This window comes from Vibrio sp. D54 (assembly GCF_021728075.1).
Taxonomy (GTDB): Bacteria; Pseudomonadota; Gammaproteobacteria; order Enterobacterales; family Vibrionaceae; genus Vibrio; species Vibrio alginolyticus.
The window spans coordinates 1-22,829 of the sequence record NZ_JAKKCS010000019.1 but is presented as its reverse complement, the minus strand read 5'-3'; the positions used below and the strand labels follow the sequence as shown (position 1 = coordinate 22,829).

Genomic DNA, 22,829 nt, shown 5'->3' with positions numbered 1-22,829 from the left:
CAGCACTTATTGCGCATCTGGGAACCACTCTTGCAGCAGATCACGAGAGCGCTCTAGCTCTTTCTGCCAAGAGTTCACGCCAACTACGGTCGGTTTTAGCAAGATGACCAATTCTGTTTTCTCAGTTACGTTATTCACGTTGCGGAACAAATGCCCCAGTGCTGGTACATCGCCCAAAAATGGGACTTTAGAAACAAGCTCACGATTTTGCTGTTTCATCAACCCGCCGATAACCACAACATCGCCATCTTTAGCACGAATAACCGAGTCTGATTCACGAATAGAGCTTTTCGCTAATGGCAGTTGGATGTTTTGGAAATCTCCGCCCAAGTTCAATTGCTTCACTTCTTCTGTAACTTCAATAACTGCGGGGTGAACATGCAGGAACACATTGCCTTTGTTATCAATTTGCGGAGTCACATCGAGGGAAATACCCGAGAAGAATGGCGTCAGTTCCACTTCAGGAACTGCATTTGAGTTTTCACCGTTGCCTGCATTGCTCGATAGCTCTGTAACAAAGTACTCATCGGTACCGACCTTGATGACAGATTTTTGGTTGTTGGCAGCGGTAATACGAGGGCTCGAAAGGACGTTCAAGTCACCTTGCGTAGACATAAAGCTCAACACTGCATTGAAGTTACCATCCGAAATAGTCACGTTGGTTTGACCGCCCAAGAGCGTGCCAATCGCATCCAATGGTGGTAATGCCGATGCAGGGCGGTTGACTACGATACTACCCGAGTTACCAATTGACGCCGATAAGTTTGACCAGTTGATGCCTTGTTGGTAGCCATCATTCAACGTCACTTCTAGGATTTTAGCTTCAAGAATGACCTGGCGCTGCATGCGCTCCTGCGATACACCTAAGAACTCGCGTACTTCGCGAATATCATCTGGAAATGCTCGAACCGTAATAACTCCCGCTTGTGGCGTTACAACCACACTTTGCCCTTTGCCTGAACCAATTAGATTCGCAACAGCTTGCTGCAGCATAGGCCAGAAGTCACTTTCAGTGATGGTTTCAATGCGTGTACCACCCGTAGATGTGGTCGAGCTATCGTTGTTGTTTCCATTGTTAGAGTCTGACGAGTCAGAACTGTCTGAGCTACCACCAGAATTAGACGTACCAGCCGAGGTTACAGAGCCCGTAACAATGCTGGTTAATGAGCGACCAGAACGCTTGAACTGCAGGTAATCGACTGGAATGGTCACAGTACGCATACCTGCTGGGTAGATTTGAATAACTTTGCCAGACCTCACCACGTCATAGCCATACATATTCTGTACGACATTCAGAACTTCATCCAATGTCACATCTGACAAGTTGACAGTGATATTACCTTGTACCGATGGGTGAATCGCCACACTGTACTCTGTGCCTTTCACTAATGAGGCGAAAAAGCTTCTTGCATCGACCGCATTCGCTTGAATACGAAAACGCTTCGAGGTGCCTTGCTCTGCTGCAACGTTCGAGTCTAAATTTGGCATCAAGTCTGCCTCAACAGAAGAAGGGATTTCTTCCAATGTGCGGCTGTTCGCTTGATTGATCGATTCATTGAGCGCTTCTTTAACTTCCACTGGATTCCGATGACCCATTGAACATCCCATTAAAGAAGCAATCGTTATTCCTACAACTAATTTGCGCATATCTGATCGGGCTCTGGTTATTATTGTTTTACGTTTAAATCAAAAAGCTCTAGGTCCCACTGACGGTTACCACGCTTTAAAGTTACAAATTCACTATTAATGCTCGCGACGCGATAACCCTTAAATAGCTCGCCTTTTTCGACAAGTTTGTTATCCATAATCGCGATACAATCAGTACTTGGCTTACACACAATACTGTTGAGCTTAGGCAGTCGATACCGTTTAACTTTTGGTTTCGCTGACGTTTCAACCGCTGACTTTTCCCAACCAAGTGGGGCCGTTGGGTCTTGGTTTGCCCAAGCGGTTCCTGCCGCTGCCATAACAAGCAATGAGATGATGAGTTTGTTAACCACCAATAAACTCCTCTCTAGATCCTAGTGTGTAGACTTCTAACACAAGCTTCGCTTTCGGGTACTCTTCGACTTTATAACTAAAGCTGCGCCAGTAATAACTCGCAGGAAGGCTCTCCAATTTATTCAGATAATTAGCAATAGAAAAATAGTCACCAGTTAGTTCCATACGAACAGGATGCACGTAGTAACCAGAGTATTGCGATGCTTCTTTATCTTCCGTTATTGGCTCAGATGGCAAGGTTTGCAGAGACAAAAGGTGAATGCCACTTTGCTGCTCCAACACATTTTCAAGCAGCTCAGCCATTTGCGAAGGTGTAATAAGATGCTCGATGATCTCCGCTAATTGCATCGAAAGATGCTGACTCTCAGCTAACAGATTAGATATCGCGCGATCAATCTCAGCATTTGGATCTTTCTTAAGTTGCGCCTGAATACGTAGCGTATCGATTTCAATCTTTTGATTGGCTTGCTTTAAATTACTTAGTTGCCTCTCATTACTGATGATCTCGTTAAGCTTTGGCTCCAATACCAGCGTAAAGAGCAACATGATTACGACAACTAAACCGCACAATGCAGTGAGCACTTTTTCACGCGTACTCATTTCGCCAAAGCGCCCTTCTAATGAGAGCCAGAATTCGTTCATTTCTCTTTATCCTCGCGCGTTTTTAGTTCAAACGTCACAATATCCTTATCATTTCGACCTATTTTGACGTCGTCAAACGTTCGACCAACCAAGCTAATTTCGTTTTTAAATTGGCTGACCCAATTTGGCACTGAGCTCGGTTTTTTCGCTAGCCCCTTCAGGTCTAAGGTATGGGTATTGATTCGAATTTCGGACAAAGAAATTTCTTGGTTTCCTAGCTTCGCTAATGATTGCATCACGCCAGAGTAACCCGTGCGTTGCGAGTCATCGTATTTCCCGACAGCTTTAAGCGAGTCTCGCTTCGCCTTGACTTCACGCTCTAAGCGGGCTTTAGCTGCCAGCTTATTATTGTCAGGTTGATGCTTACGTAGCTTGACTTGATAACGTTCAAGCTCTGACTTCATGATATCGCCTTTACTTTTTACAATAGCAATCTCATCTTCCAAACCGCTACTCTGCCAAGTCACATAGCCGTAAGAAAATAGAATTGCAGCCGCCGAAACGCCCCAAGATAACGCGATATTTTTTAGCGTCAGGAGCTCTTTTTTCGGCTTTAAGTAATCGGGATATAAGTTGACGCGTCGAGTATTTGAAGTAGCCGCAGTGTCAGCCAAAACATGTCCTGATAGCTCATGTTCTGGTGGTAATAACGGTGAAACCTTAGTACTTAAACGGTAATTCAGAGCCTGAACAAGCTCGCTCTCATCCTCTTCATCACAGCACACTTTCAATTGATGTAATTGCACGTGGCGTAACTGAGATGAAAGATAGTCAATCGAACGTTGCAGTTCTAACGACAGACTGTCCATCTGTAAATCGCTAGACGGAACTCCCGTTAACGGTGGCGTCACACTGCGAATAGAGCGGTGGAACGCAATAGTATTTTCGACAAAAGCGCTTATACGGAAATGACCACGCACACTGCGTTGTAATAATAGGAAATTTCCTAATTCACCCGCAGTCTCTCCCCAAATATCGTCTTCAGGAAGAATGGCTTCTAATGGTAACTGGGCTCGGCTGGCCAGTAACACAATCTTATCCAATATTTTTCGCGATAAGACGTATGCTTGCACTTTGGTTGAATTCGGTAACTCGACCGCATCGGCAATAATGTCGATGGCGCGCTCAGAGATCAGTTCTTTCAACAAAAACGGTAATGCGGCTGGCCATTCTTGACGCGGCATGACTGGTTTGTCGATTTGGTACATCTGGTAATAGTTATGAGAAAGAACAACCGTTAATGAATCATACGCACTCGCTGCAACGCTCAATGCTTGCTCAACGGCTTTTTCCCAATTGGACTCAGAAATATCAAATTGGTATGGACGACTACTTTTGATTGAAGATGATAAATAAACGGCGTCTGGCTGAATAACCAAAAAGCAGGAGCGACCACCACTAGATGATCGCTTAAGCTTGTCGAATAGTGCTTTGAAATCCATGATTATTATCTTTATTTTTTCCGCCAGCGATTTCGTCTTCCCAATTTAACTTGGGATTCTGATTGAGAATTCGGCAACGCTTGGGGACGAGGAAGAAACTGCTGCTCCGCAGAAAAGTAACGCCCTTGCCCACCATAAACCCCGAGCTCAATTAATGTGTTGAGCTCGTTCTGATTCTCAATTCCCACTGCTATAATTTTAGTTTTACTGTTTGCCGCCGCACCTAGCATACTGCGGACAAATAGCTGGTTTTCATGTCGTTGGTCGATTTTTGCTACTAAACTGCGATGAAGTTTAAGGTAACGAATGTCCACTTCTTTTAAATAGTGAGTGCTGACGATGGTACGCCCAGCCTGCCCAACCATTAAGTGGCACCCTAAACCGGCCAGCATTTTAGCGACTGGTCGCATAAAGTCTAAGTGTCTTACAAATTGTGCTTCAACAAACTCAAAACTGAGACACTTTCTCTGCTCACGTGACAACTGTAAGAGTTCATCACGAAACCATTTAAAGTACTCTCGGTTAGAAAATGGCGTTACATTCAAATTGAGCGCATACGATCTTGAGTTATCAAAATTATCCTTAAACTCTCTTAAGAATTTATTAATAACCGACTTATCCATTTGCGCTTCATAACCAACCTGTCTGATCGCAGAAATGAACCGAGACGCTTTAACAATCCCATTCTCAGGATCGCGAATCCGACATGTTAACTCTTCATATAATGATTTTTTATGCGTCGCATCACTTATTGGGTGCACAGATTGTGCGTAGAGTATCACACTTTCAGGTGTAAGTGCTGTGTCAAATAACGTTCTCCACCTCACACTTCCGCGAGCTTCTTCATCGTGGTTCCATTTTTTGAAGCGACTCCAATTATTGTTATTTTGTAGTTGCGCACTACGCAAAGCAGTCTCGGCTTCATCAATGATTTGGCTGTGTCGCTCACCTTCTTTATAAATGGTGATGCCAATATGGCACCAGTTGTCTGGATCAAGTGGCTCTGGCGGCATTAACTTTTCTAACTGGCGAATGCATTGCGAGGCAAGGTTAGCCACATCTTTCGCACTTTGGTGCGGTAGAAAAAGCGCAAAATCAGCATCGTAATAACGGGAAAATACAACATCTGGGTATCGTTGAACTAAATTGGACAATAAACTCCCAACTTCAACAATAAACTCATCCGTAATTTGCTTATCTTGCTCTTCTTCAACCAGTTTCCAGTCTTGAATACGCACTAGCAACACGGCGCCGCGAGCCCCACTTTCTAGTAACGCCGATTCCAACTTGCTATCAAATAACACTCGGTTAGCGGTACCGGTTAGCTTATCAAGGAAAGTTTGAGTTCGAATAAAGGTATCAAATCGGCTTCGCTCTTGACGCGCATCTTGTAACTCTTCGATTAATACATCGAGCGCTTCACTGGCGGTGTAAGGCCATTCTTTTTTGTCACCTTTGGCATACTGCTCCACCCTACCAGCTAGGATCATTCTGCCTCGCTCTTCGAGCATTTCGGAGCCTTCTAATTGCTCCTTAAGCCATGCCACGCCGCGCATTAAGCAGAAGATGATCAATACAACGGCAAGCGTGATCGACCAAAGCGCCTGCATTGAGTAGCTGTAACCTAAGTAAGGGGGAATTGCTTTAAAGTGAATCGTGTAATCTTGATTGTGAGTCAACTGGTACTCAGCCTCAAACAAGACTGACGCTTCCATTTGATGAGAAGTATCTTTGAAGCGATAAACAACGGCGTTGTTGGTCGACAACGTCATTTCGACAATATTGGAAGCCTGCAGCATTTTCGGCATCCAGCGCTGCATAGAATAAGCGGCGTCAGGATCTTCCATCTCCTTGTCGACCACCTCTACGATCCCTTCTAAATAATGGGTGAGATATTCCTGCCCAAGACGTTTAAAAGAGAGGGTGCCACCGACAAACAAGATAAACATGGCGCAGATAACGATCATGGTGACAAAGGCCACCAGCCGTGTGCTTAACTTAAGAGTTGGGGTATACCTCATGAATACCAAATTCCTTTTTTATTCATCATATACCTTATTGAAATATTTATACTTGATAAGAGTTCATCAAACAATCGGATTAGTCTGATAGTGAGAGGCTGGAGCATAAAGAAAATCACACTCATTGATAAGTTTTATTGTTACGCCTAACCTTGCCAAGATAAGCCTGTGAGATCATCAGATTGCGACAATAAAAAAGGCCGCGATATTCGCGGCCTTTTCGATTCAAGCATAAGCAGAATTTAGAACGGGATATCGTCGTCAAAATCCATTGGTGGCTCATTGTACTGCTGCTGTGATTGCTGCGGAGCCTGTTGTTGTGGTTGCTGTTGCTGAGGCGCATTGTACTGCTGCTGAGCTGGCTGTTGAGGCTGACCCCATCCACCTTGCTGCTGCTGTTGACCGCCCATAGGTGCGCCGCCACCTTGAGCACGACCGCCAAGCATTTGCATCACACCATTGAAGCCTTGAACAACGACTTCAGTTGAGTAGCGATCTTGACCACTTTGATCTTGCCATTTGCGAGTTTGCAGTTGCCCTTCAATGTAAACTTGAGAGCCTTTACGCAAATACTCACCTGCTACTTCCGCAAGTTTGCCGAACAACACAACACGGTGCCATTCCGTTTTTTCGCGCTGTTCGCCAGTCGCTTTATCACGCCATGAATCAGAAGTCGCAATAGTAATGTTTGCTACTGCACCGCCATTCGGCATGTAACGAATTTCAGGGTCGTTACCTAGATTCCCCACCAAAATAACTTTGTTAATTCCACGGCTGGCCATGATGTGCTCCGTTTCACTCTGGATATATAAAATTTTAGCGCATTAGAATAGCACGCTTTAATGTTTTGATTAAAGTCTAATACCATTGTGATCTATTGAGTCATCCTCTAGAACCCAAATCGTATTTCAACTTACGTGTGTAGCATTTTTGATTCGCGTTGCAGACATCGTTTCGTGAAGCTTTGAATTCGAACGCATTTATTCAGTAAAGCGATGGTTATGGCCTCTCTTTAATGCCAGTTTATGGCTTCTATTGAACCCAGGGAGATTGGAACACGTGAGAAAGTCGGCTTACGCAAGAAAGCTATTTCTGATCAGTATGGAAGATAATGCGCAAAAAAAAGTGGCGACACTCGAAAAGTACGTTGATATGAGCATCCCGGTGATTTCAACCGCAGCACTCATGGAAGCCAAGCCACAACACCGTAATAAAATTCTACTGATCGACTTCAGTGAACATAAATCACTTGTTCAATCGATCAAAAACTTGCCTCTTGTATGGAAAAACTTTGAAACCGTTGTCTTCAACGTGCCTAAAAGACTAACCACGGATGAACTTCTTTCATTTGGTCAATTAAAAGGTGTGTTTTATTCTGAAGATACGCTAGAGCAAATTGGAGAAGGGTTAAAAGGCATTGTTAACGGTCAAAACTGGCTGCCGCGTAATGTAACCAGTCAACTTTTACACTATTACCGCAATGTCATTAATACTCATACTGCACCAGCTACGGTAGACCTAACCATTCGTGAGCTACAAGTACTGCGTTGCCTACAAGCTGGCGCCTCGAACAGTCAGATGGCCGAGGAGTTATTCGTCAGTGAATTCACCATCAAATCGCACTTGTATCAGATATTCAAAAAGCTATCCGTAAAGAACCGAGTACAGGCAATCGCCTGGGCAGACCAAAACTTAATGTCATGATGCAATGTGAGCGGCTCTGATAACTGAAATGACGAGTCGCTCATCTTTTTTCCGCACCGAGTCTCACATTTTTTCCTACTTTATTCATGATTCATTGATACCTCTCGTGTTAAAGTTATGCGCAGATTCTTGATAAAAACGAGATAGGATATTCCCCCAATGATAAAAAAATGTCTGTTCCCTGCTGCAGGCTATGGCACTCGCTTCCTACCGGCAACGAAATCTATGCCAAAAGAGATGATGCCAGTCGTGAACAAACCGCTTATTGAATACGGTGTCGAAGAAGCAATCCAAGCTGGTATGAACGGCATGTGTATTGTGACAGGTCGTGGCAAGCACTCGATCATGGACCACTTTGATAAGAACTACGAACTGGAACATCAGATTAGCGGTACCAACAAAGAAGAGCTGTTGGTAGATATCCGTGAAATCATTGAATCTGCAAACTTCACTTATATACGTCAACGCGAAATGAAAGGCTTGGGCCACGCGATTCTAACTGGACGAGAATTGGTAGGCGATGAGCCATTTGCTGTTGTTCTTGCAGATGACCTTTGTGTGAACGAGCAAGAGGGCGTACTGGCTCAGATGGTGGCACTATTTAAGCAGTTCCGCTGTTCTATCGTTGCAGTGCAAGAAGTACCAGCCGAAGAAACGCACAAATACGGCGTTATCTCTGGTGAAATGATCAAAGACGACATCTACCGCGTAGACGACATGGTAGAAAAACCAGAGAAAGGCACGGCGCCTAGCAACCTTGCTATCATTGGCCGCTACATCCTGACTCCCGATATTTTTGAACTGATCGAAAACACTGAACCAGGTAAAGGTGGTGAAATTCAAATCACTGACGCGCTGCTAAAACAAGCAAAAGCGGGCTGTGTATTGGCTTACAAATTCAAGGGCAAACGCTTTGACTGTGGTAGCGTTGAAGGTTACATCGAAGCAACTAACTATTGTTTTGAAAACCTGTATCTAAAAGATGAAAAAACCTCTGAGCTAGGTAAGCACGCAACACAAAAAGCAGTATAAAGCATCGTCTTAGTACGAAATTACTGTATCGAAAGCCCAGCACAACGCTGGGCTTTTTACTTTACTGTTTTTTTATCCAGTAATTTTCTTTGCACATTTCTCACACTATGTAATACTTGCCCCACTTGGTTATACATAGAGCAAAAACGATGGATAAAATAGAAGTTCGCGGTGCCCGAACCCATAACCTTAAAGACATTAATCTTACAATCCCTCGCGATAAACTGATTGTCATTACTGGACTAAGTGGCTCCGGTAAATCCTCTCTCGCTTTCGATACATTGTATGCAGAAGGCCAACGACGCTACGTAGAGTCTCTCTCTGCCTACGCTCGTCAGTTTTTGTCTCTGATGGAAAAACCCGATGTCGACCACATTGAAGGGTTATCACCTGCGATTTCTATTGAACAGAAATCTACTTCTCATAACCCGCGTTCAACCGTCGGTACAATTACCGAAGTCTACGACTACTTACGTCTATTGTATGCTCGTGTGGGCGAACCCCGCTGTCCAACGCATCATGCCCCTCTTGCCGCGCAAACCATCAGCCAAATGGTGGACAAAGTCCTAGAGATGCCGGAAGGCAGCAAAATGATGCTATTGGCGCCTATTGTCAAAGAACGTAAAGGTGAGCATGTTAAAACGCTTGAGAACTTAGCGGCTCAAGGCTTTATTCGTGCGCGTATTGATGGAGAAACTTGCGATCTTTCCGATCCTCCAACCCTTGAACTACATAAAAAGCACACCATTGAAGTGGTGGTAGACCGCTTTAAAGTTCGTCCAGACTTACAACAGCGCTTGGCCGAATCTTTCGAGACCACGCTCGAATTATCAGGCGGAATTGCGGTTGTCGCGCCAATGGATGGCGACGGTGAAGAGATTATTTTCTCCGCCAACTTCGCTTGTCCACAATGTGGTTACAGCATGCAAGAGTTAGAGCCGCGACTTTTCTCATTCAACAATCCTGCTGGTGCATGTGGCACTTGTGATGGCTTGGGTGTTCAACAATACTTCGATCCAAGCCGAGTCATTCAAGATGATTCATTAAGCTTGGCACAAGGTGCGATTCGCGGTTGGGATCAAAAGAACTACTACTACTTCCAAATGCTCACCTCATTGGCCGATCATTATGGTTTTGACCTCCATGCCCCTTTTAATTCTCTGCCAAAGAAAACGCAAGATGTCATTCTAAAGGGCTCAGGTCGTACTGAGATTGAGTTTAAATACATCAACGATCGTGGCGATATTCGCGTTAAACGCCATCCATTCGAAGGTATTCTGAATACCCTAGAACGTCGCTATCGTGATACAGAATCCAACTCTGTCCGTGAAGAGCTTGCAAAATACATCTCCACTAAATCTTGTTCAAGCTGTGGCGGTACTCGTCTACGCCTTGAAGCACGTAACGTGTTTATTGCTGATACGACACTACCTGAGATTGTTGAACTCAGCATTGCTGATGCATTGGAATTCTTCCATTCCTTGAAACTGGAAGGTCAACGCGCCCAAATCGCTGAAAAAGTGATGAAGGAAATCAACGACCGTCTGCAATTCTTAGTTAACGTCGGTTTGAACTACCTAAACTTATCACGCAGTGCTGAAACCTTATCAGGCGGTGAAGCTCAACGTATTCGTTTAGCAAGCCAAATTGGTGCAGGTCTTGTTGGTGTCATGTACGTCTTAGATGAACCGTCGATTGGCCTCCACCAGCGTGATAACGAACGACTCCTAAAAACACTGACTCATTTGCGCGATTTAGGTAATACCGTACTTGTGGTAGAACACGATGAAGATGCGATTCGCTGTGCAGATCATGTCATAGATATTGGTCCTGGTGCTGGCGTACATGGTGGTAATGTTGTTGCGGAAGGCACCATGGAAGAGATAGTCGCGAATCCGAATTCTCTGACAGGTCAGTACTTAAGTGGTGTTAAAGAAATCACAGTACCGAAAGATCGCACGCCGCGAGATCCGAAAAAAACGGTTGAGCTATTAGGCGCAACAGGTAATAACCTTAAAAACGTTAACCTTTCAATTCCTGTTGGGTTATTCAGCTGTATTACAGGGGTATCTGGCTCAGGTAAATCAACGCTGATTAATGATACTTTCTTTAAAATTGCGCATACCCAACTTAACGGAGCGACAACGGCTCAGCCTTCACCTTATAAATCGATTAAAGGTCTAGAGCACTTCGATAAAGTCATCGATATCGATCAAAGCCCAATTGGCCGTACACCTCGCTCTAACCCTGCAACCTATACGGGGATCTTTACACCAATCCGTGAACTGTTTGCAGGCACACAGGAGTCGCGTTCTCGCGGTTACAAGCCGGGCCGTTTTAGTTTTAACGTACGCGGTGGTCGTTGTGAGGCCTGTCAGGGTGACGGTGTTATCAAAGTAGAAATGCATTTCCTACCAGATGTTTATGTGCCATGTGATGTGTGTAAAGGTAAACGCTACAACCGTGAAACGCTCGAAGTACGTTACAAAGGTAAAACTATTGATGAAGTACTAGAAATGACGGTCGAAGATGCACGCACCTTCTTCGATCCAGTTCCTGCCATCGCTCGCAAACTACAAACACTGATGGATGTGGGTTTGTCGTACATACGATTGGGTCAAGCGGCAACAACACTCTCCGGTGGTGAAGCACAGCGTGTGAAACTGGCGCGAGAGCTATCCAAACGTGATACAGGAAAAACCTTGTACATTTTGGATGAACCAACAACCGGCTTGCACTTCCATGATATCCAGCAGTTGCTCACTGTACTGCACAGACTTCGCGACCACGGAAATACTGTCGTGGTGATCGAGCATAACCTGGACGTCATTAAGACTGCGGACTGGATTATCGATCTTGGTCCTGAAGGGGGTCAGGGTGGCGGCGAGATAATTGCTCAAGGCACTCCGGAAGATGTGTCGCAAATCGAGGGTTCGCACACAGCTCACTTCCTCAAGCCTATGTTGAAGTAGAAAAAACAGGTAAAGTATCGAGACCAGCAAGTGCTGGTCTTTTTTCATTCAAAACAACGCAATAACTATGGCTACTATACATGTAAGTGGAACAAAGCTTTCTCCCGAAAAAGTACAGGTTCCCCTCAATCGCAAGTTTCTCATTGCCTTGGCAACACTATTTGTGTTGGCAATGCACTTTTTCATGCCCAACCCCGGCGGTTCGGGGCTTTCGCTTTCGTTCAATGCGACAACTTGGATTGCTTTTAGCTTTGCATTAGGCATTGGGTGTTACCAACTTGCGAATAATCGAGTACTACGTTACTCAAAACTAACCATCGGCTTGTTCATTAGTGCTCTTATCATGACGGTGCCCATTCTGTACCCAAATGCGAATAGCAGTTTGGCAGCCAATAAGCTCATTGGCCTGTGGTGTGGTGTCCTGTTCTTTATTGTCTTACAACAATTTCATTTCAGTAATAAACATCGCCAACGCCTATTATGGTTCATTGTCCTTGCGGTTGTTATCGAAGCCATTTTTGGTTTGACACAATATCTGTATCTCAAACCAGGCAATCCGTTTGGTTACGACACGGTGGCCAATCGTCCTTATGGTATTTTCCAACAGCCCAATGTAATGGCCAGCTTTCTTGCGACAGGGTTGGTGATTGCCAGCTATTTACTTGCACGTCAGCCCTACAAATACGACCGTAAGTTAAGCGATGTTTACCTTCTCTATGCCGTACCAGTTTTAACTTTACCACTAATTGTGGCGTTGGCTTCACGCACTGGTTGGTTAGCCTCGGTCATCGCCGTGTTGTTGGTCATTCCATACATGTACCGCTTTGCAACCAAAGGGCGCTTTATCCGCTGGGTTGTGTCACTTGTAAGTGGGCTCTTACTCTCAGTCGTTGTCATGCATCTTGCCTTTCCTGATGGAGGTGGGTTAGCCGCAGAAAAAGTAAATATGGAGTCTCCTCGAGCGTATACTTTTCCGCAAACATTAGACATGGTGATTGAAAAGCCTTTTACTGGTTATGGATATGGCAAGTTTGAATCTGAGTACATGCTGTATACGGCTCGTCAACATGCCCTTAATGAGAATTACCCAGCAGGTTTGCCTGCCATGGATCATCCGCATAACGAGCTGCTTTACTGGGGAGTAGAAGGTGGCTTACTGCCAATACTCGGCATCTTCTTAGCGATGGCACTGGTACTGTATCGAATCTATCAAGCCAAACGCGGAACTCGTCTTGCGTTGCTGGCCTTGTTTATACCTATCGTATTGCACTCACAACTGGAATACCCTTTCTACCACTCTCTCGTGCATTGGTTGATCTTCGTTATCCTACTGTACTGGGTCGATCAGCGCGTCTCTCGTTATCGACAAGTCGGCTTTAGTAATGTGACCAAAAGCTTGCTGCGTGTTTTTAGTTTGGTACTTCCCGTTGCGTTTACGTTTTACATGGTAAGCGCATTACATACGAACTATGTATTGACGAAGTTTGAGACCACTAGACCAACTAACCCTGATATTCTGAATCAAGTCAGTAACCCTGTAGTTTGGAAAGACAGATTTGATTGGGATGTCTATAGCACGTTTTTAAACCTTGGGCTGTACCAACAAGACGCAACCTTGATCAAGCCTTATATCGATTGGTCGCTAAAAATCATCAAAGATAAGCCTCGCCCTGCATTTTATAATAATTTGATTTTGGCCTACCAAGGCTTAGATGACTCAAGTAAAGCGGAGCAAATTAGAGCTGAAGCGCAGTTTTTGTTCCCGAAGATTGATTTCAGTGACGTCAATTACCAACCACCTTCTCAAGCAATCTCTGCCTCACCAGCCCCCACTTCAGGAGCTGAGTAATAAATACCAAAAAGCGAAGGGATGGCCTTCGCTTTTCTTTATCTCATTGCTGTATGATTTTATTCAGTGAGTGACTCTTCTAACGCTTTTAAGCACAGCGCAACGTTTTCAGATCGAGCGCCGTAACCCATTAAGCCAATACGCCACGCTTTACCAGCTAATGCCCCAAGGCCTGCACCAATTTCTAGGTTATAGGTTTCTAGCAAGTGAGCACGAACTTTTGCTTCATCAATTCCTTCAGGCACGTAAATCGCATTTAATTGTGGCAACCGATGGGCTTCGTCCACAACAAATTCAAAGCCTAACTTTTGTAAGCCATTTTTGAGTTTTTCATGCATCAGTTGGTGACGAGCCCAAGCGTTTTCTAATCCTTCATTTTTCAGTATCAATAAAGCTTCATGAAGCGCATACAAGCTATTAACTGGCGCCGTATGATGGTAACTACGCTTGCCTTCTCCACTCCAATACCCCAAAACTAAACTCTGATCGAGGAACCAACTCTGTACTGGTGTTGTTCTTGCTTGAATCTTTTCAATCGCGGCAGGAGAAAACGTCACTGGTGAGAGTCCAGGTACACATGACAAACATTTTTGACTACCAGAGTAAACCGCATCCAGTTGCCATTCATCCACTTTTAACGGCACACCACCAAGCGATGTCACCGCATCAACAATAGATAATGCATTATGCTGTTTCGCCAGCTTACCCAATGCTTGAGCATCACTGACTGCACCAGTTGAGGTTTCCGCATGCACAAAAGCAAGAATTTTTGTATCTGGGTGCTGTTCGAGTGCTTGCTCGACTTTATCAATGGAAACAGGCGTCCCCCATTCATCATCGACGATAACAACTTCGCCACCAGCACGGACGACATTTTCGCGCATGCGTTCACCAAATACACCGTTACGGCAAACGATCACTTTATCACCTTTCTCGATCAAGTTTACAAAGCAGGTTTCCATCCCTGCACTACCTGGCGCTGAAACCGCAATAGTGAATTCATTGTCAGTTTGAAAGGCATACTTCAATAGCTGCTTGAGCTCATCCATCATACCGATAAATAGAGGGTCAAGGTGACCTACAGTAGGACGGCTTAGCGCTTGTAACACTTGAGGATAAATATCAGAAGGACCAGGTCCCATTAAAATACGGTGAGGTGGAATAAAGCTTTGGATCGACATGTCAGCTCCTTGATTATCTTTTATCCTGAGCATTCTAAAAGTTCTATTCAATAACATGGCTCAGGTGTAGGGTTCTTCACCCTAATAGATTTTTCCTCTATCAGCAATTAGCCGTAAGTATAGAGGTCAAACCAGTGTCACAAAATCGTTAATAAAAAACACCATAAAGGTTGAAATATTGATTGACATTAAGGCCTCAAAACCGTTCAATGTTTGAGCTTTATGTAGAAGAGGAGCGCTACCCAGGTAGATGATTTGTGGAACCGCAATTCCAACACCAATCATTGAGGGGGAGTAGTGCCGAGGTAAGTCAAAGTTGCAGGATTTGACTTGTCGGTTGAATTGGGCTGAATCCCATCAACTGTCATCAGCGCAGTCTGATGAAGGGCTTCTGAGGGTAAATTTTTCAAATAGCATTCTAAATACCTCTCTTTTTGCTCTGTTCCTTTTCTCACTAAACATTGGATGTACAATTTTTTAGGAAGTCGTGGGAGAACGCAGTGAGCGCATTTAACGTAGCTAAATTCGGTGGAACCAGTGTTGCCAACTTTGAGGCAATGAGTCGTTGCGCCACCATTATCGAAAACAATCCAAATACTCGCTTGGTCGTGAGCAGCGCTTGCTCTGGCGTCACCAACCTATTGGTAGAACTCGCCAACGGTGTTCAGGATCAAACGCACCGTACTGAGCTGCTGCAAAATCTGGCCAACATTCATGACGCCATTTTAACTCAGCTCGAAGACAGCACGAAAACTGCTGCCGAGGTGTATGGCATATTAGATACCGTAACCAGCCTGGCCGAGGCTGCATCTATCCAAGCTAGTGCGAAGTTAACCGATCATTTAGTCGCATGTGGCGAACTCATATCGACGCATATTCTAACTCAGTTAATGTGTGAGCGAGGCATTCAAGCTGTGCGCTTTGATATCCGCGATGTGCTGCGTACTGATGACAACTTTGGTCGCGCGGAGCCAAACATTGAAGCAATTTCGACGCTTGCGCAAGATAAACTCGTACCACTTTGCCAACAATCCGTTGTTGTTACTCAAGGCTTCATAGGATCTGATGAAGCCGGTAATACAACAACACTAGGTCGAGGAGGCAGCGATTACAGCGCCGCCTTAATTGCTGAGAGCGTCAAAGCGGCAGGGTTAGAAATATGGACTGATGTTCCGGGTATCTACACAACAGACCCGCGAATTGCGCCAAAAGCCTCACCAATTCCTGAGATCAGCTTTAGTGAAGCTTCAGAAATGGCTAACTTTGGCGCTAAAATCCTTCACCCTTCTACGCTAGTACCCGCATTACGCCACGACATTCCGGTATTTGTAGGGTCATCGAAAGAGCCAGAAAAAGGGGGAACTTGGATTCGCCACCAAGTCGAAAGCTCACCGTTATTCCGTGCGCTAGCTTTGCGTTGTAACCAAACCATGGTAACGCTACGCAGCGCCAATATGTTCCACGCATACGGATTCTTAGCGAAGGTTTTTGAGATCCTTGCAAAGCATAAGATCTCTGTCGATTTGATCACGACATCTGAAATCAGTGTATCGTTAACACTTGATCAAACTGATACCTCTGGCGGAGCACCACAGCTGCCGCAAGCTGCACGAGAAGAGTTAGAAGAGTTATGTAAGGTAGAAGTTGAACATGACCTATGCCTCGTTGCTCTCATTGGTAACAACATGAGTGAGAGTAAAGGCTACGCGAAACAGGTTTTTGGCACGCTAGAAGATTTTAACCTACGCATGATTTGTTATGGCGCTAGCCCTCACAACTTATGCTTCTTGCTCCATGAATCGGTATCGAAACAAGCCATACAAAAACTCCACACTGAGTTGTTTGAGAAGTAAGTTCAACTCAATAAAACAAAAGGCTGCGTATCTGCAGCCCTTTATTGTTTCAATAGTTGTTACATTTGGACGAGGTAAACATCAATTTAACCATTAATGTTTGGCCCTAACCATTTTTCAGCCTCGATCCTATCCCACCCCTTACGATCGGCGTAACTCTCTAGCTGATCTTCTTGGATCTGTGCGATCGCAAAGTAACGTGAGTCAGGATGAGAGAAATACCAACCAGAGACTGACGCGCCCGGATACATTGCATAGCTGGAGGTTAGCGTCATGCCAATATTCTCTTCCACATTAAGTAGCTCCCAAAGCGGTCCTTTTTCAGTATGCTCAGGGCACGCTGGATAACCTGGCGCAGGGCGAATACCTTGGTATTTTTCACGAATGAGATCATCGTTAGATAAATCTTCATCAGCTGCATAACCCCAAATTTCTTTACGGACACGCTCATGCAAATACTCAGCAAACGCTTCGGCTAGGCGATCCGCCACCGCTTGAATCATAATTGCGTTGTAATCATCTCCCTGTGCTTTGTATTCATCAGCAAGCTCTCGTTCACCAATACCACCAGTGACAGCAAATGCCCCTATCCAATCATGCTTACCCGACTCTTTAGGTGCGATGTAGTCGGATAAACAATAGTTGAATCCTTTTGGTTTCTCGGTCTGTTGTCGCAAGTTACGTAATACTTTCACAACGTCGGTACGAGTTTCATCAGCATAAACTTCAATGTCGTCCCCCACGCTCGCAGCAGGGAATAAGCCACACATTCCACGCGCTTTTAACAGGCCTTCTCGCTCAACTCGATCAAGTAACTCGTTGGCATCTTCGAATAAACGTTTTGCTTCTTCACCAACTTCTTCATGTTGGAAAATTGTTGGATACTTACCCACAAGTGACCAAGTCATAAAGAATGGTGTCCAATCGATGTATTGACGTAATATAGCCACATCAAAATCATCGAAGATACGAATGCCAGGCTTAACAGGCACTGGAGGAGTATAAGCTTCCCAATCGATCGCAACTTTATTCGCTCGAGCCGCTTCTAATGTCACTGGTTTGGTTCTCGGTTTCTTTCGATTATGTTGATCACGTACTCGTTCGTAATCAGCTTCAAGTTTTTCAACAAATTCAGGGCGACGTTCATCTGACAATAGAGAAGTACATACGCCCACTGCACGTGAGGCGTTGTTCACGTAAACCACTGGATGCTTGTAATTTTGCTCAATCTTAACTGCTGTATGGGCTTTTGACGTTGTTGCGCCACCGATGAGAAGAGGTAAGTTAAAGTCGAGACGCTCCATCTCTTTTGCAACATGCACCATTTCGTCTAATGAAGGCGTGATCAACCCTGATAAACCAATAATATCGACGTTTTCTTCTTGCGCTACTTTTAAGATCTTTTCGCAAGGAACCATGACACCAAGATCAATAATTTCATAATTATTGCACTGCAATACAACGCCAACGATATTTTTCCCGATATCATGTACATCACCTTTGACCGTCGCTAGCAAAATCTTACCGTTTGTTTGTCCCACCTGCTTTTCTGCATTGATGTAGGGCTCCAGATGCGCGACTGCTTGCTTCATCACTCGTGCAGATTTTACGACCTGAGGAAGGAACATTTTACCTTCACCAAACAAGTCTCCGACGACGTTCATCCCATCCATTAGTGGGCCTTCAATCACCTCTAATGGCTTTGAAGCGTTGACACGAGCCTCTTCGGTATCATCAACGATGAACTCAGTTATTCCTTTCACTAACGCGTGCTCTAAACGCTTTTCAACAGGCCAAGTTCTCCACTCAAGTGCAGAGGCATCCTCCTCTTTACCTACCCCTTTGCCTGCATATTCCGCCGCGATATCTAACAATCTCTCAGTGGCGTCATCACGACGGTTAAGAACGACATCTTCCACAGCCTCACGCAATTTTTCAGGCACGTTATCGTAGATTTCTAACTGACCCGCATTCACAATCCCCATATCCATACCATTTTTAAAACAGTGGTAGAGGAACACCGCGTGAATCGCTTCACGTACATAGTTATTGCCACGGAAAGAGAATGAGACGTTAGAAACACCACCCGAGATCATCGCGTGTGGTAAATCACGTTTGATATCGCCAACGGCTTCAATGAAATCCACCGCGTAGTTATTATGCTCCTCGATCCCCGTAGCAATGGCAAAAATGTTTGGGTCAAAAATGATGTCTTCTGGTGGAAAGCCCACTTCATCAACAAGAATTCGGTAAGCGTTGGTACAAATTTCTACTTTGCGCTCACGTGTATCTGCTTGCCCAATCTCATCAAACGCCATCACAATCACAGCCGCACCGTAACGGCGGATCAACTTAGCTTGTTCAACGAATTTCTCTTTGCCTTCTTTGAGAGAGATCGAGTTAACAATGCCTTTGCCTTGGATGCACTTAAGACCGGCTTCAATAACCTCCCACTTGGAAGAGTCAACCATGATTGGTACTTTTGAGATTTCAGGTTCTGACGCACAAAGGTTTAAAAAGCGAACCATACAAGCTTGTGCATCCAACATGCCTTCATCCATGTTGATATCGATAATTTGAGCGCCATTTTCAACTTGTTGACGAGCCACATCGAGCGCTTCATCGTACAGCTCTTCTTTAATCAAGCGCTTAAAACGCGCAGAACCGGTTACATTCGTACGCTCACCGACATTGATAAATAAAGAGTCTTTATCAATCGCGAGCGGCTCTAAGCCAGACAAGCGACAAGCAACGGGAAGTTCAGGTAATTGACGAGGGGCGATATTTTCAACCGCGAGTGCCATTTGGCGAATGTGCTCTGGAGTTGTACCACAACACCCACCAATCAAGTTTAAAAAGCCACTTTGAGCCCACTCTTTAACGTGCTTAGCCATATCTTCTGGCGACAAATCGTATTCGCCGAATGCATTCGGAAGCCCAGCATTTGGGTGAGCGGAAACAAAAGATTCTGATATACGAGAGAGCTCTTCAACATAAGGACGCAGTTCATCTGGGCCAAGTGCACAGTTCAAACCAAACGAAATCGGTTTAACATGACGTAATGAGTTGTAAAACGCTTCTGTGGTTTGCCCGGATAATGTCCGACCGGAAGCATCAGTAATAGTCCCCGAGATCATCACAGGTAACTCAATACCCATCTCTTCAAACACACTTTCAACAGCAAATGAACAAGCCTTAGCGTTAAGCGTATCGAAGATGGTCTCGATAAGAATAAGGTCAGAACCACCTTTAATTAGAGCACGAGTCGATTCAGAGTAAGCCTCAACTAACTCGTCGAAAGAAACATTTCGATATCCGGGGTCATTTACATCAGGAGAAATAGAACAAGTTCGGTTCGTCGGCCCTAAAACCCCTGCGACATAACGCGGCTTATCGGGTGTTTTTGCGGTCCATTCATCTGCAACTTCACGTGCAAGATTGGCTGCTGCAAAGTTAATTTCTTCACTCAGGCTTTCCATCTCGTAGTCAGCCATCGCAATGGTTGTTGCGTTAAACGTGTTGGTTTCGAGAATATCTGCACCCGCTTCTAAATATGCAGCGTGAATTTCCTTGATAAGTTGAGGCTGACTTAGAACCAACAGGTCGTTGTTACCTTTTAGATCACAATGCCAATCCGCAAAGCGCGTTCCTCGATAGTCTTGCTCTTCAAGTTTGTACCCTTGAATCATGGTTCCCATACCACCATCAATCAAAAGAATACGTTGCTTCAATTGAGCTTCAATCTGTTGTCTTACGTTACTTCCCACAGTACAGCCTCATTCCTTTAGTTATCTTTCCATCCTATCACACAAACTTCAGGAGTCTAGACGTCTAAACGTAGAATTAATGATTATTTTATCTCCTTCTTAACTTGCAAAATAATCACGAAAAAATGTTTGCTATTTAAGCAGCATCAGCCGAGAATTCCATTCATAAAATGTTACAAATAGAGAGCTCTATGTCGGTCTATCATACTTTATGTTTTCTATCCGCAGCTGCGATGCTAATTGCTTTTGTAAACAGCAAGATAGGAAAGATGCAAACCACCATTGCGATTACCGCAGGTTCAATGGTGCTTTCACTTCTAATCTTAATTGCGGGTCAAAACAACTGGTTCCATCTCACCGAAATTGCGACGGAGACGGTCACAAGGATTAACTTCGAAGATTTCTTGCTCAAAGGCATTCTTGGCTTCTTACTATTTGCTGGTGGACTAGGCATCAAACTCCCGAACCTTAAAGATCAAAAGTGGGAGATCACTGTTTTAGCCCTTGGAGCCACACTGTTTTCCACGTTCTTTATTGGATTTGCGCTGTATGGGTTTTGTCAGTTAATTGGCATCCAATTTGATTTGGTCTACTGCTTACTATTTGGTGCTCTAATATCGCCAACTGACCCAATCGCTGTATTGGCTATTGTTAAAAAACTCGATGCTCCCAAACGTATCTCCACTCAGATTGAAGGAGAATCGCTCTTCAATGATGGCTTCGGTTTGGTTATCTTCGTCACTCTATTTACGATTGCATTTGGCACTGAGGCACCAACTGTAGGTAGTGTCACCTTACTCTTCATCCAAGAAGCTATCGGTGGTATAACATATGGTTTCGTCCTCGGTTTGCTATTCCACTACTTGATCAGTGCCACCGATGATCACTCAATGGAATTGTTACTTACCATTGGTGTCCCAACGGCAGGTTACGCATTTGCTGAATACATCCATGTATCAGGCCCACTCGCAATGGTTGTATCCGGTATTATGATTGGCAACTGGACACGCTTTATTGGCTTTTCAAAAGAGAGTGAAGATCACCTTGACCATTTTTGGGAGCTTGTTGATGAATTCTTGAATGGCGTGTTATTCCTACTGATCGGTATGTCGATGCTGCTATTTGAATTCCACAAAGAAGACTGGATCATGATGGCTATTTCAGTCCCTCTTGTACTAGCAGCTCGCTATCTAAGTGTATTTCTTTCTTACATAGGCTTTAAACGTTACAGAAAATATAATCCATGGTCAGTACGTATTTTGACGTGGGGCGGTTTACGCGGGGGCCTTGCATTGGCAATGGCACTTTCCATTCCATCTGGTATTTGGGTGATTCAAGATAAGTTAATCGATGTAAAAGAGATTATTCTTGTGATGACCTACTCCGTCGTTGTTTTCTCTATCCTCATTCAAGGCTCAACAATCACCCCAATGATTGAAAAAGCAAAAGCTGAAGAGAAGAAGATGGAAGAGGACAACCAAGCAATAACCACTCCAGAGCATACGGAGCCAGTGGACTCTTAAAGACACGTAACTTAATAAATAAAAAGCAGCTACCTAGCTGCTTTTTTCATAACTAATTTTCAGACTCCCCTTCAAGGACGAATGCTCCTTATTCTTTGATATACCTTCAAATATACTAAGAATCGCTACGCTACATTTTCATAGATACTAACTATTGCCGATAGATAATATTCATAGACGAGCCTTTTAATTTACCCATTTTCATCTGTATCCTTCTCTTCCCTTGGCAATATAGGCTCCTCGCAAATATCAAAGCTAAACTTCCACAATACTTAGCAATGAGCGAGTTTGTATTTTTATGAGAAAGAGACATTTAGGGTGAGTGCGTTCAGAACCCAAACGGGTTGGAAACCTCATCGAGATAAAACTGAGCTGGCACCCAGGTAGCAAAGCCTTAACGGAAGTTTAAATCCCTCCCTCTTGAACTCAGTGAGACTAAACTTGTATTCAAAGTCCTCCTGTTTTCAAATTAGAAACAAGCGACAACTCAAACAATTAAGCTCTGTCATATAACTAGATTTTCTAATATCGAATAAAAGGAGCTTTGGTTAGAGCTTGGTATCGGAATAAGGCTAAGACTAAGGCACAGAGTTACATGCTAGCTCGTTCACGACGATATTAAAACCATGTGAAGAGGGTAGTGTAACTCTAGATGCAAGGTTTCAATATGAAAGTGGGTTTAAGGTAAGTCGGGTAACCAAAACGAAAAAAGCCCCAGTCTTTCGACTGAGGCTTAATATAAGTGGCGGAGTGGACGGGACTCGAACCCGCGACCCCCGGCGTGACAGGCCGGTATTCTAACCAACTGAACTACCACTCCGCAGTGGTATCACTCGCTTTAA

At 44.4% G+C, this 22,829-nt stretch carries 14 protein-coding genes, 1 tRNA gene and 1 riboswitch; of the genes, 6 read left to right on the top strand and 9 right to left on the bottom strand.

Going from position 1 to position 22,829, the window contains the following annotated elements:
• Window positions 1-6: 6 nt before the first annotated feature.
• The 6 genes from mshL to L3V37_RS20035 all read right to left on the bottom strand — a co-directional run bounded on the left by mshL (window position 7) and on the right by L3V37_RS20035 (window position 6,888).
• On the bottom strand, window positions 7-1,647 hold the full coding sequence (gene mshL, locus L3V37_RS20060) for a pilus (MSHA type) biogenesis protein MshL (protein ID WP_237306872.1): 1,641 nt from the start codon (window positions 1,645-1,647) through the stop codon (window positions 7-9).
• Window positions 1,648-1,667: 20 nt separating this feature from the next.
• A complete protein-coding gene (locus tag L3V37_RS20055; RefSeq protein ID WP_130545224.1) occupies window positions 1,668-2,000 on the bottom strand; it encodes an MSHA biogenesis protein MshK in 333 nt (110 codons plus the stop codon).
• Window positions 1,993-2,643, bottom strand: a complete 651-nt coding sequence (gspM, locus tag L3V37_RS20050) for a type II secretion system protein GspM (RefSeq protein WP_005381197.1) — start codon at window positions 2,641-2,643, stop codon at window positions 1,993-1,995. The genes L3V37_RS20055 and gspM overlap by 8 nt, the downstream gene beginning before the upstream one ends.
• Window positions 2,640-4,085 (bottom strand): MSHA biogenesis protein MshI, encoded by a 1,446-nt coding sequence (locus tag L3V37_RS20045; protein WP_130545223.1) that lies wholly within the window; start codon window positions 4,083-4,085, stop codon window positions 2,640-2,642. Before L3V37_RS20045 ends, gspM begins: the two co-directional genes overlap by 4 nt.
• An 11-nt stretch (window positions 4,086-4,096) precedes the next feature.
• Window positions 4,097-6,106 carry an RNase E specificity factor CsrD gene (csrD, locus tag L3V37_RS20040; protein WP_237306869.1) on the bottom strand — a complete coding sequence of 670 codons (2,010 nt, stop codon included), beginning with the start codon at window positions 6,104-6,106 and terminating at the stop codon, window positions 4,097-4,099.
• A 242-nt stretch (window positions 6,107-6,348) separates the two neighbouring features.
• On the bottom strand, window positions 6,349-6,888 hold the full coding sequence (locus L3V37_RS20035) for a single-stranded DNA-binding protein (protein WP_005381235.1): 540 nt from the start codon (window positions 6,886-6,888) through the stop codon (window positions 6,349-6,351).
• A gap of 277 nt (window positions 6,889-7,165) precedes the next feature.
• Between L3V37_RS20035 and L3V37_RS20030 the strand changes: the two genes are divergently transcribed.
• From L3V37_RS20030 to L3V37_RS20015, 4 genes are all read left to right on the top strand, one after another.
• Entirely contained in the window at window positions 7,166-7,810 is a 645-nt protein-coding gene (locus L3V37_RS20030; protein WP_237306866.1) for a LuxR C-terminal-related transcriptional regulator, read from the top strand.
• A gap of 159 nt (window positions 7,811-7,969) precedes the next feature.
• Window positions 7,970-8,842 (top strand): UTP--glucose-1-phosphate uridylyltransferase GalU, encoded by an 873-nt coding sequence (galU, locus tag L3V37_RS20025; protein ID WP_005381239.1) that lies wholly within the window; start codon window positions 7,970-7,972, stop codon window positions 8,840-8,842.
• 149 nt (window positions 8,843-8,991) lie between these two features.
• A complete protein-coding gene (uvrA, locus tag L3V37_RS20020; protein ID WP_054575329.1) occupies window positions 8,992-11,814 on the top strand; it encodes an excinuclease ABC subunit UvrA in 2,823 nt (940 codons plus the stop codon).
• Between the two features lie 67 nt (window positions 11,815-11,881).
• Entirely contained in the window at window positions 11,882-13,663 is a 1,782-nt protein-coding gene (locus L3V37_RS20015) for a PglL family O-oligosaccharyltransferase (protein ID WP_237306864.1), read from the top strand.
• Window positions 13,664-13,722: 59 nt separating this feature from the next.
• Here the strand turns inward: L3V37_RS20015 and L3V37_RS20010 are convergent, their stop codons facing one another.
• Entirely contained in the window at window positions 13,723-14,844 is a 1,122-nt protein-coding gene (locus tag L3V37_RS20010) for an alanine--glyoxylate aminotransferase family protein (RefSeq protein WP_017821323.1), read from the bottom strand.
• Between the two features lie 220 nt (window positions 14,845-15,064).
• A riboswitch (Lysine riboswitch) is annotated at window positions 15,065-15,243 on the top strand.
• A 101-nt stretch (window positions 15,244-15,344) separates the two neighbouring features.
• On the opposite strand from L3V37_RS20010, the gene lysC reads away from it, so the two are divergent.
• Window positions 15,345-16,697 (top strand): lysine-sensitive aspartokinase 3, encoded by a 1,353-nt coding sequence (gene lysC, locus L3V37_RS20005; protein WP_237306861.1) that lies wholly within the window; start codon window positions 15,345-15,347, stop codon window positions 16,695-16,697.
• Window positions 16,698-16,783: 86 nt separating this feature from the next.
• On the opposite strand, the gene metH is transcribed toward lysC, so the two are convergent.
• Window positions 16,784-20,464 carry a methionine synthase gene (gene metH / locus L3V37_RS20000; protein ID WP_237306858.1) on the bottom strand — a complete coding sequence of 1,227 codons (3,681 nt, stop codon included), beginning with the start codon at window positions 20,462-20,464 and terminating at the stop codon, window positions 16,784-16,786.
• Between the two features lie 191 nt (window positions 20,465-20,655).
• Between metH and L3V37_RS19995 the strand changes: the two genes are divergently transcribed.
• A complete protein-coding gene (locus L3V37_RS19995) occupies window positions 20,656-21,987 on the top strand; it encodes a sodium:proton antiporter (protein ID WP_104979770.1) in 1,332 nt (443 codons plus the stop codon).
• A 743-nt stretch (window positions 21,988-22,730) separates the two neighbouring features.
• Here the strand turns inward: L3V37_RS19995 and L3V37_RS19990 are convergent.
• A tRNA-Asp gene (locus L3V37_RS19990) sits at window positions 22,731-22,807 on the bottom strand.
• Window positions 22,808-22,829: the final 22 nt, after the last annotated feature.

Coding starts and splice junctions, on each gene's coding strand:
- L3V37_RS20045 (WP_130545223.1), bottom strand. CDS start 4,085: ATGGATTTCAAAGCACTATTCGACAAGCTTAAGCGATCATCTAGTGGT.
- L3V37_RS19995 (WP_104979770.1), top strand. CDS start 20,656: ATGTCGGTCTATCATACTTTATGTTTTCTATCCGCAGCTGCGATGCTA.
- L3V37_RS20010 (WP_017821323.1), bottom strand. CDS start 14,844: ATGTCGATCCAAAGCTTTATTCCACCTCACCGTATTTTAATGGGACCT.
- mshL (WP_237306872.1), bottom strand. CDS start 1,647: ATGCGCAAATTAGTTGTAGGAATAACGATTGCTTCTTTAATGGGATGT.
- L3V37_RS20015 (WP_237306864.1), top strand. CDS start 11,882: ATGGCTACTATACATGTAAGTGGAACAAAGCTTTCTCCCGAAAAAGTA.
- csrD (WP_237306869.1), bottom strand. CDS start 6,106: ATGAGGTATACCCCAACTCTTAAGTTAAGCACACGGCTGGTGGCCTTT.
- uvrA (WP_054575329.1), top strand. CDS start 8,992: ATGGATAAAATAGAAGTTCGCGGTGCCCGAACCCATAACCTTAAAGAC.
- gspM (WP_005381197.1), bottom strand. CDS start 2,643: ATGAACGAATTCTGGCTCTCATTAGAAGGGCGCTTTGGCGAAATGAGT.
- galU (WP_005381239.1), top strand. CDS start 7,970: ATGATAAAAAAATGTCTGTTCCCTGCTGCAGGCTATGGCACTCGCTTC.
- L3V37_RS20035 (WP_005381235.1), bottom strand. CDS start 6,888: ATGGCCAGCCGTGGAATTAACAAAGTTATTTTGGTGGGGAATCTAGGT.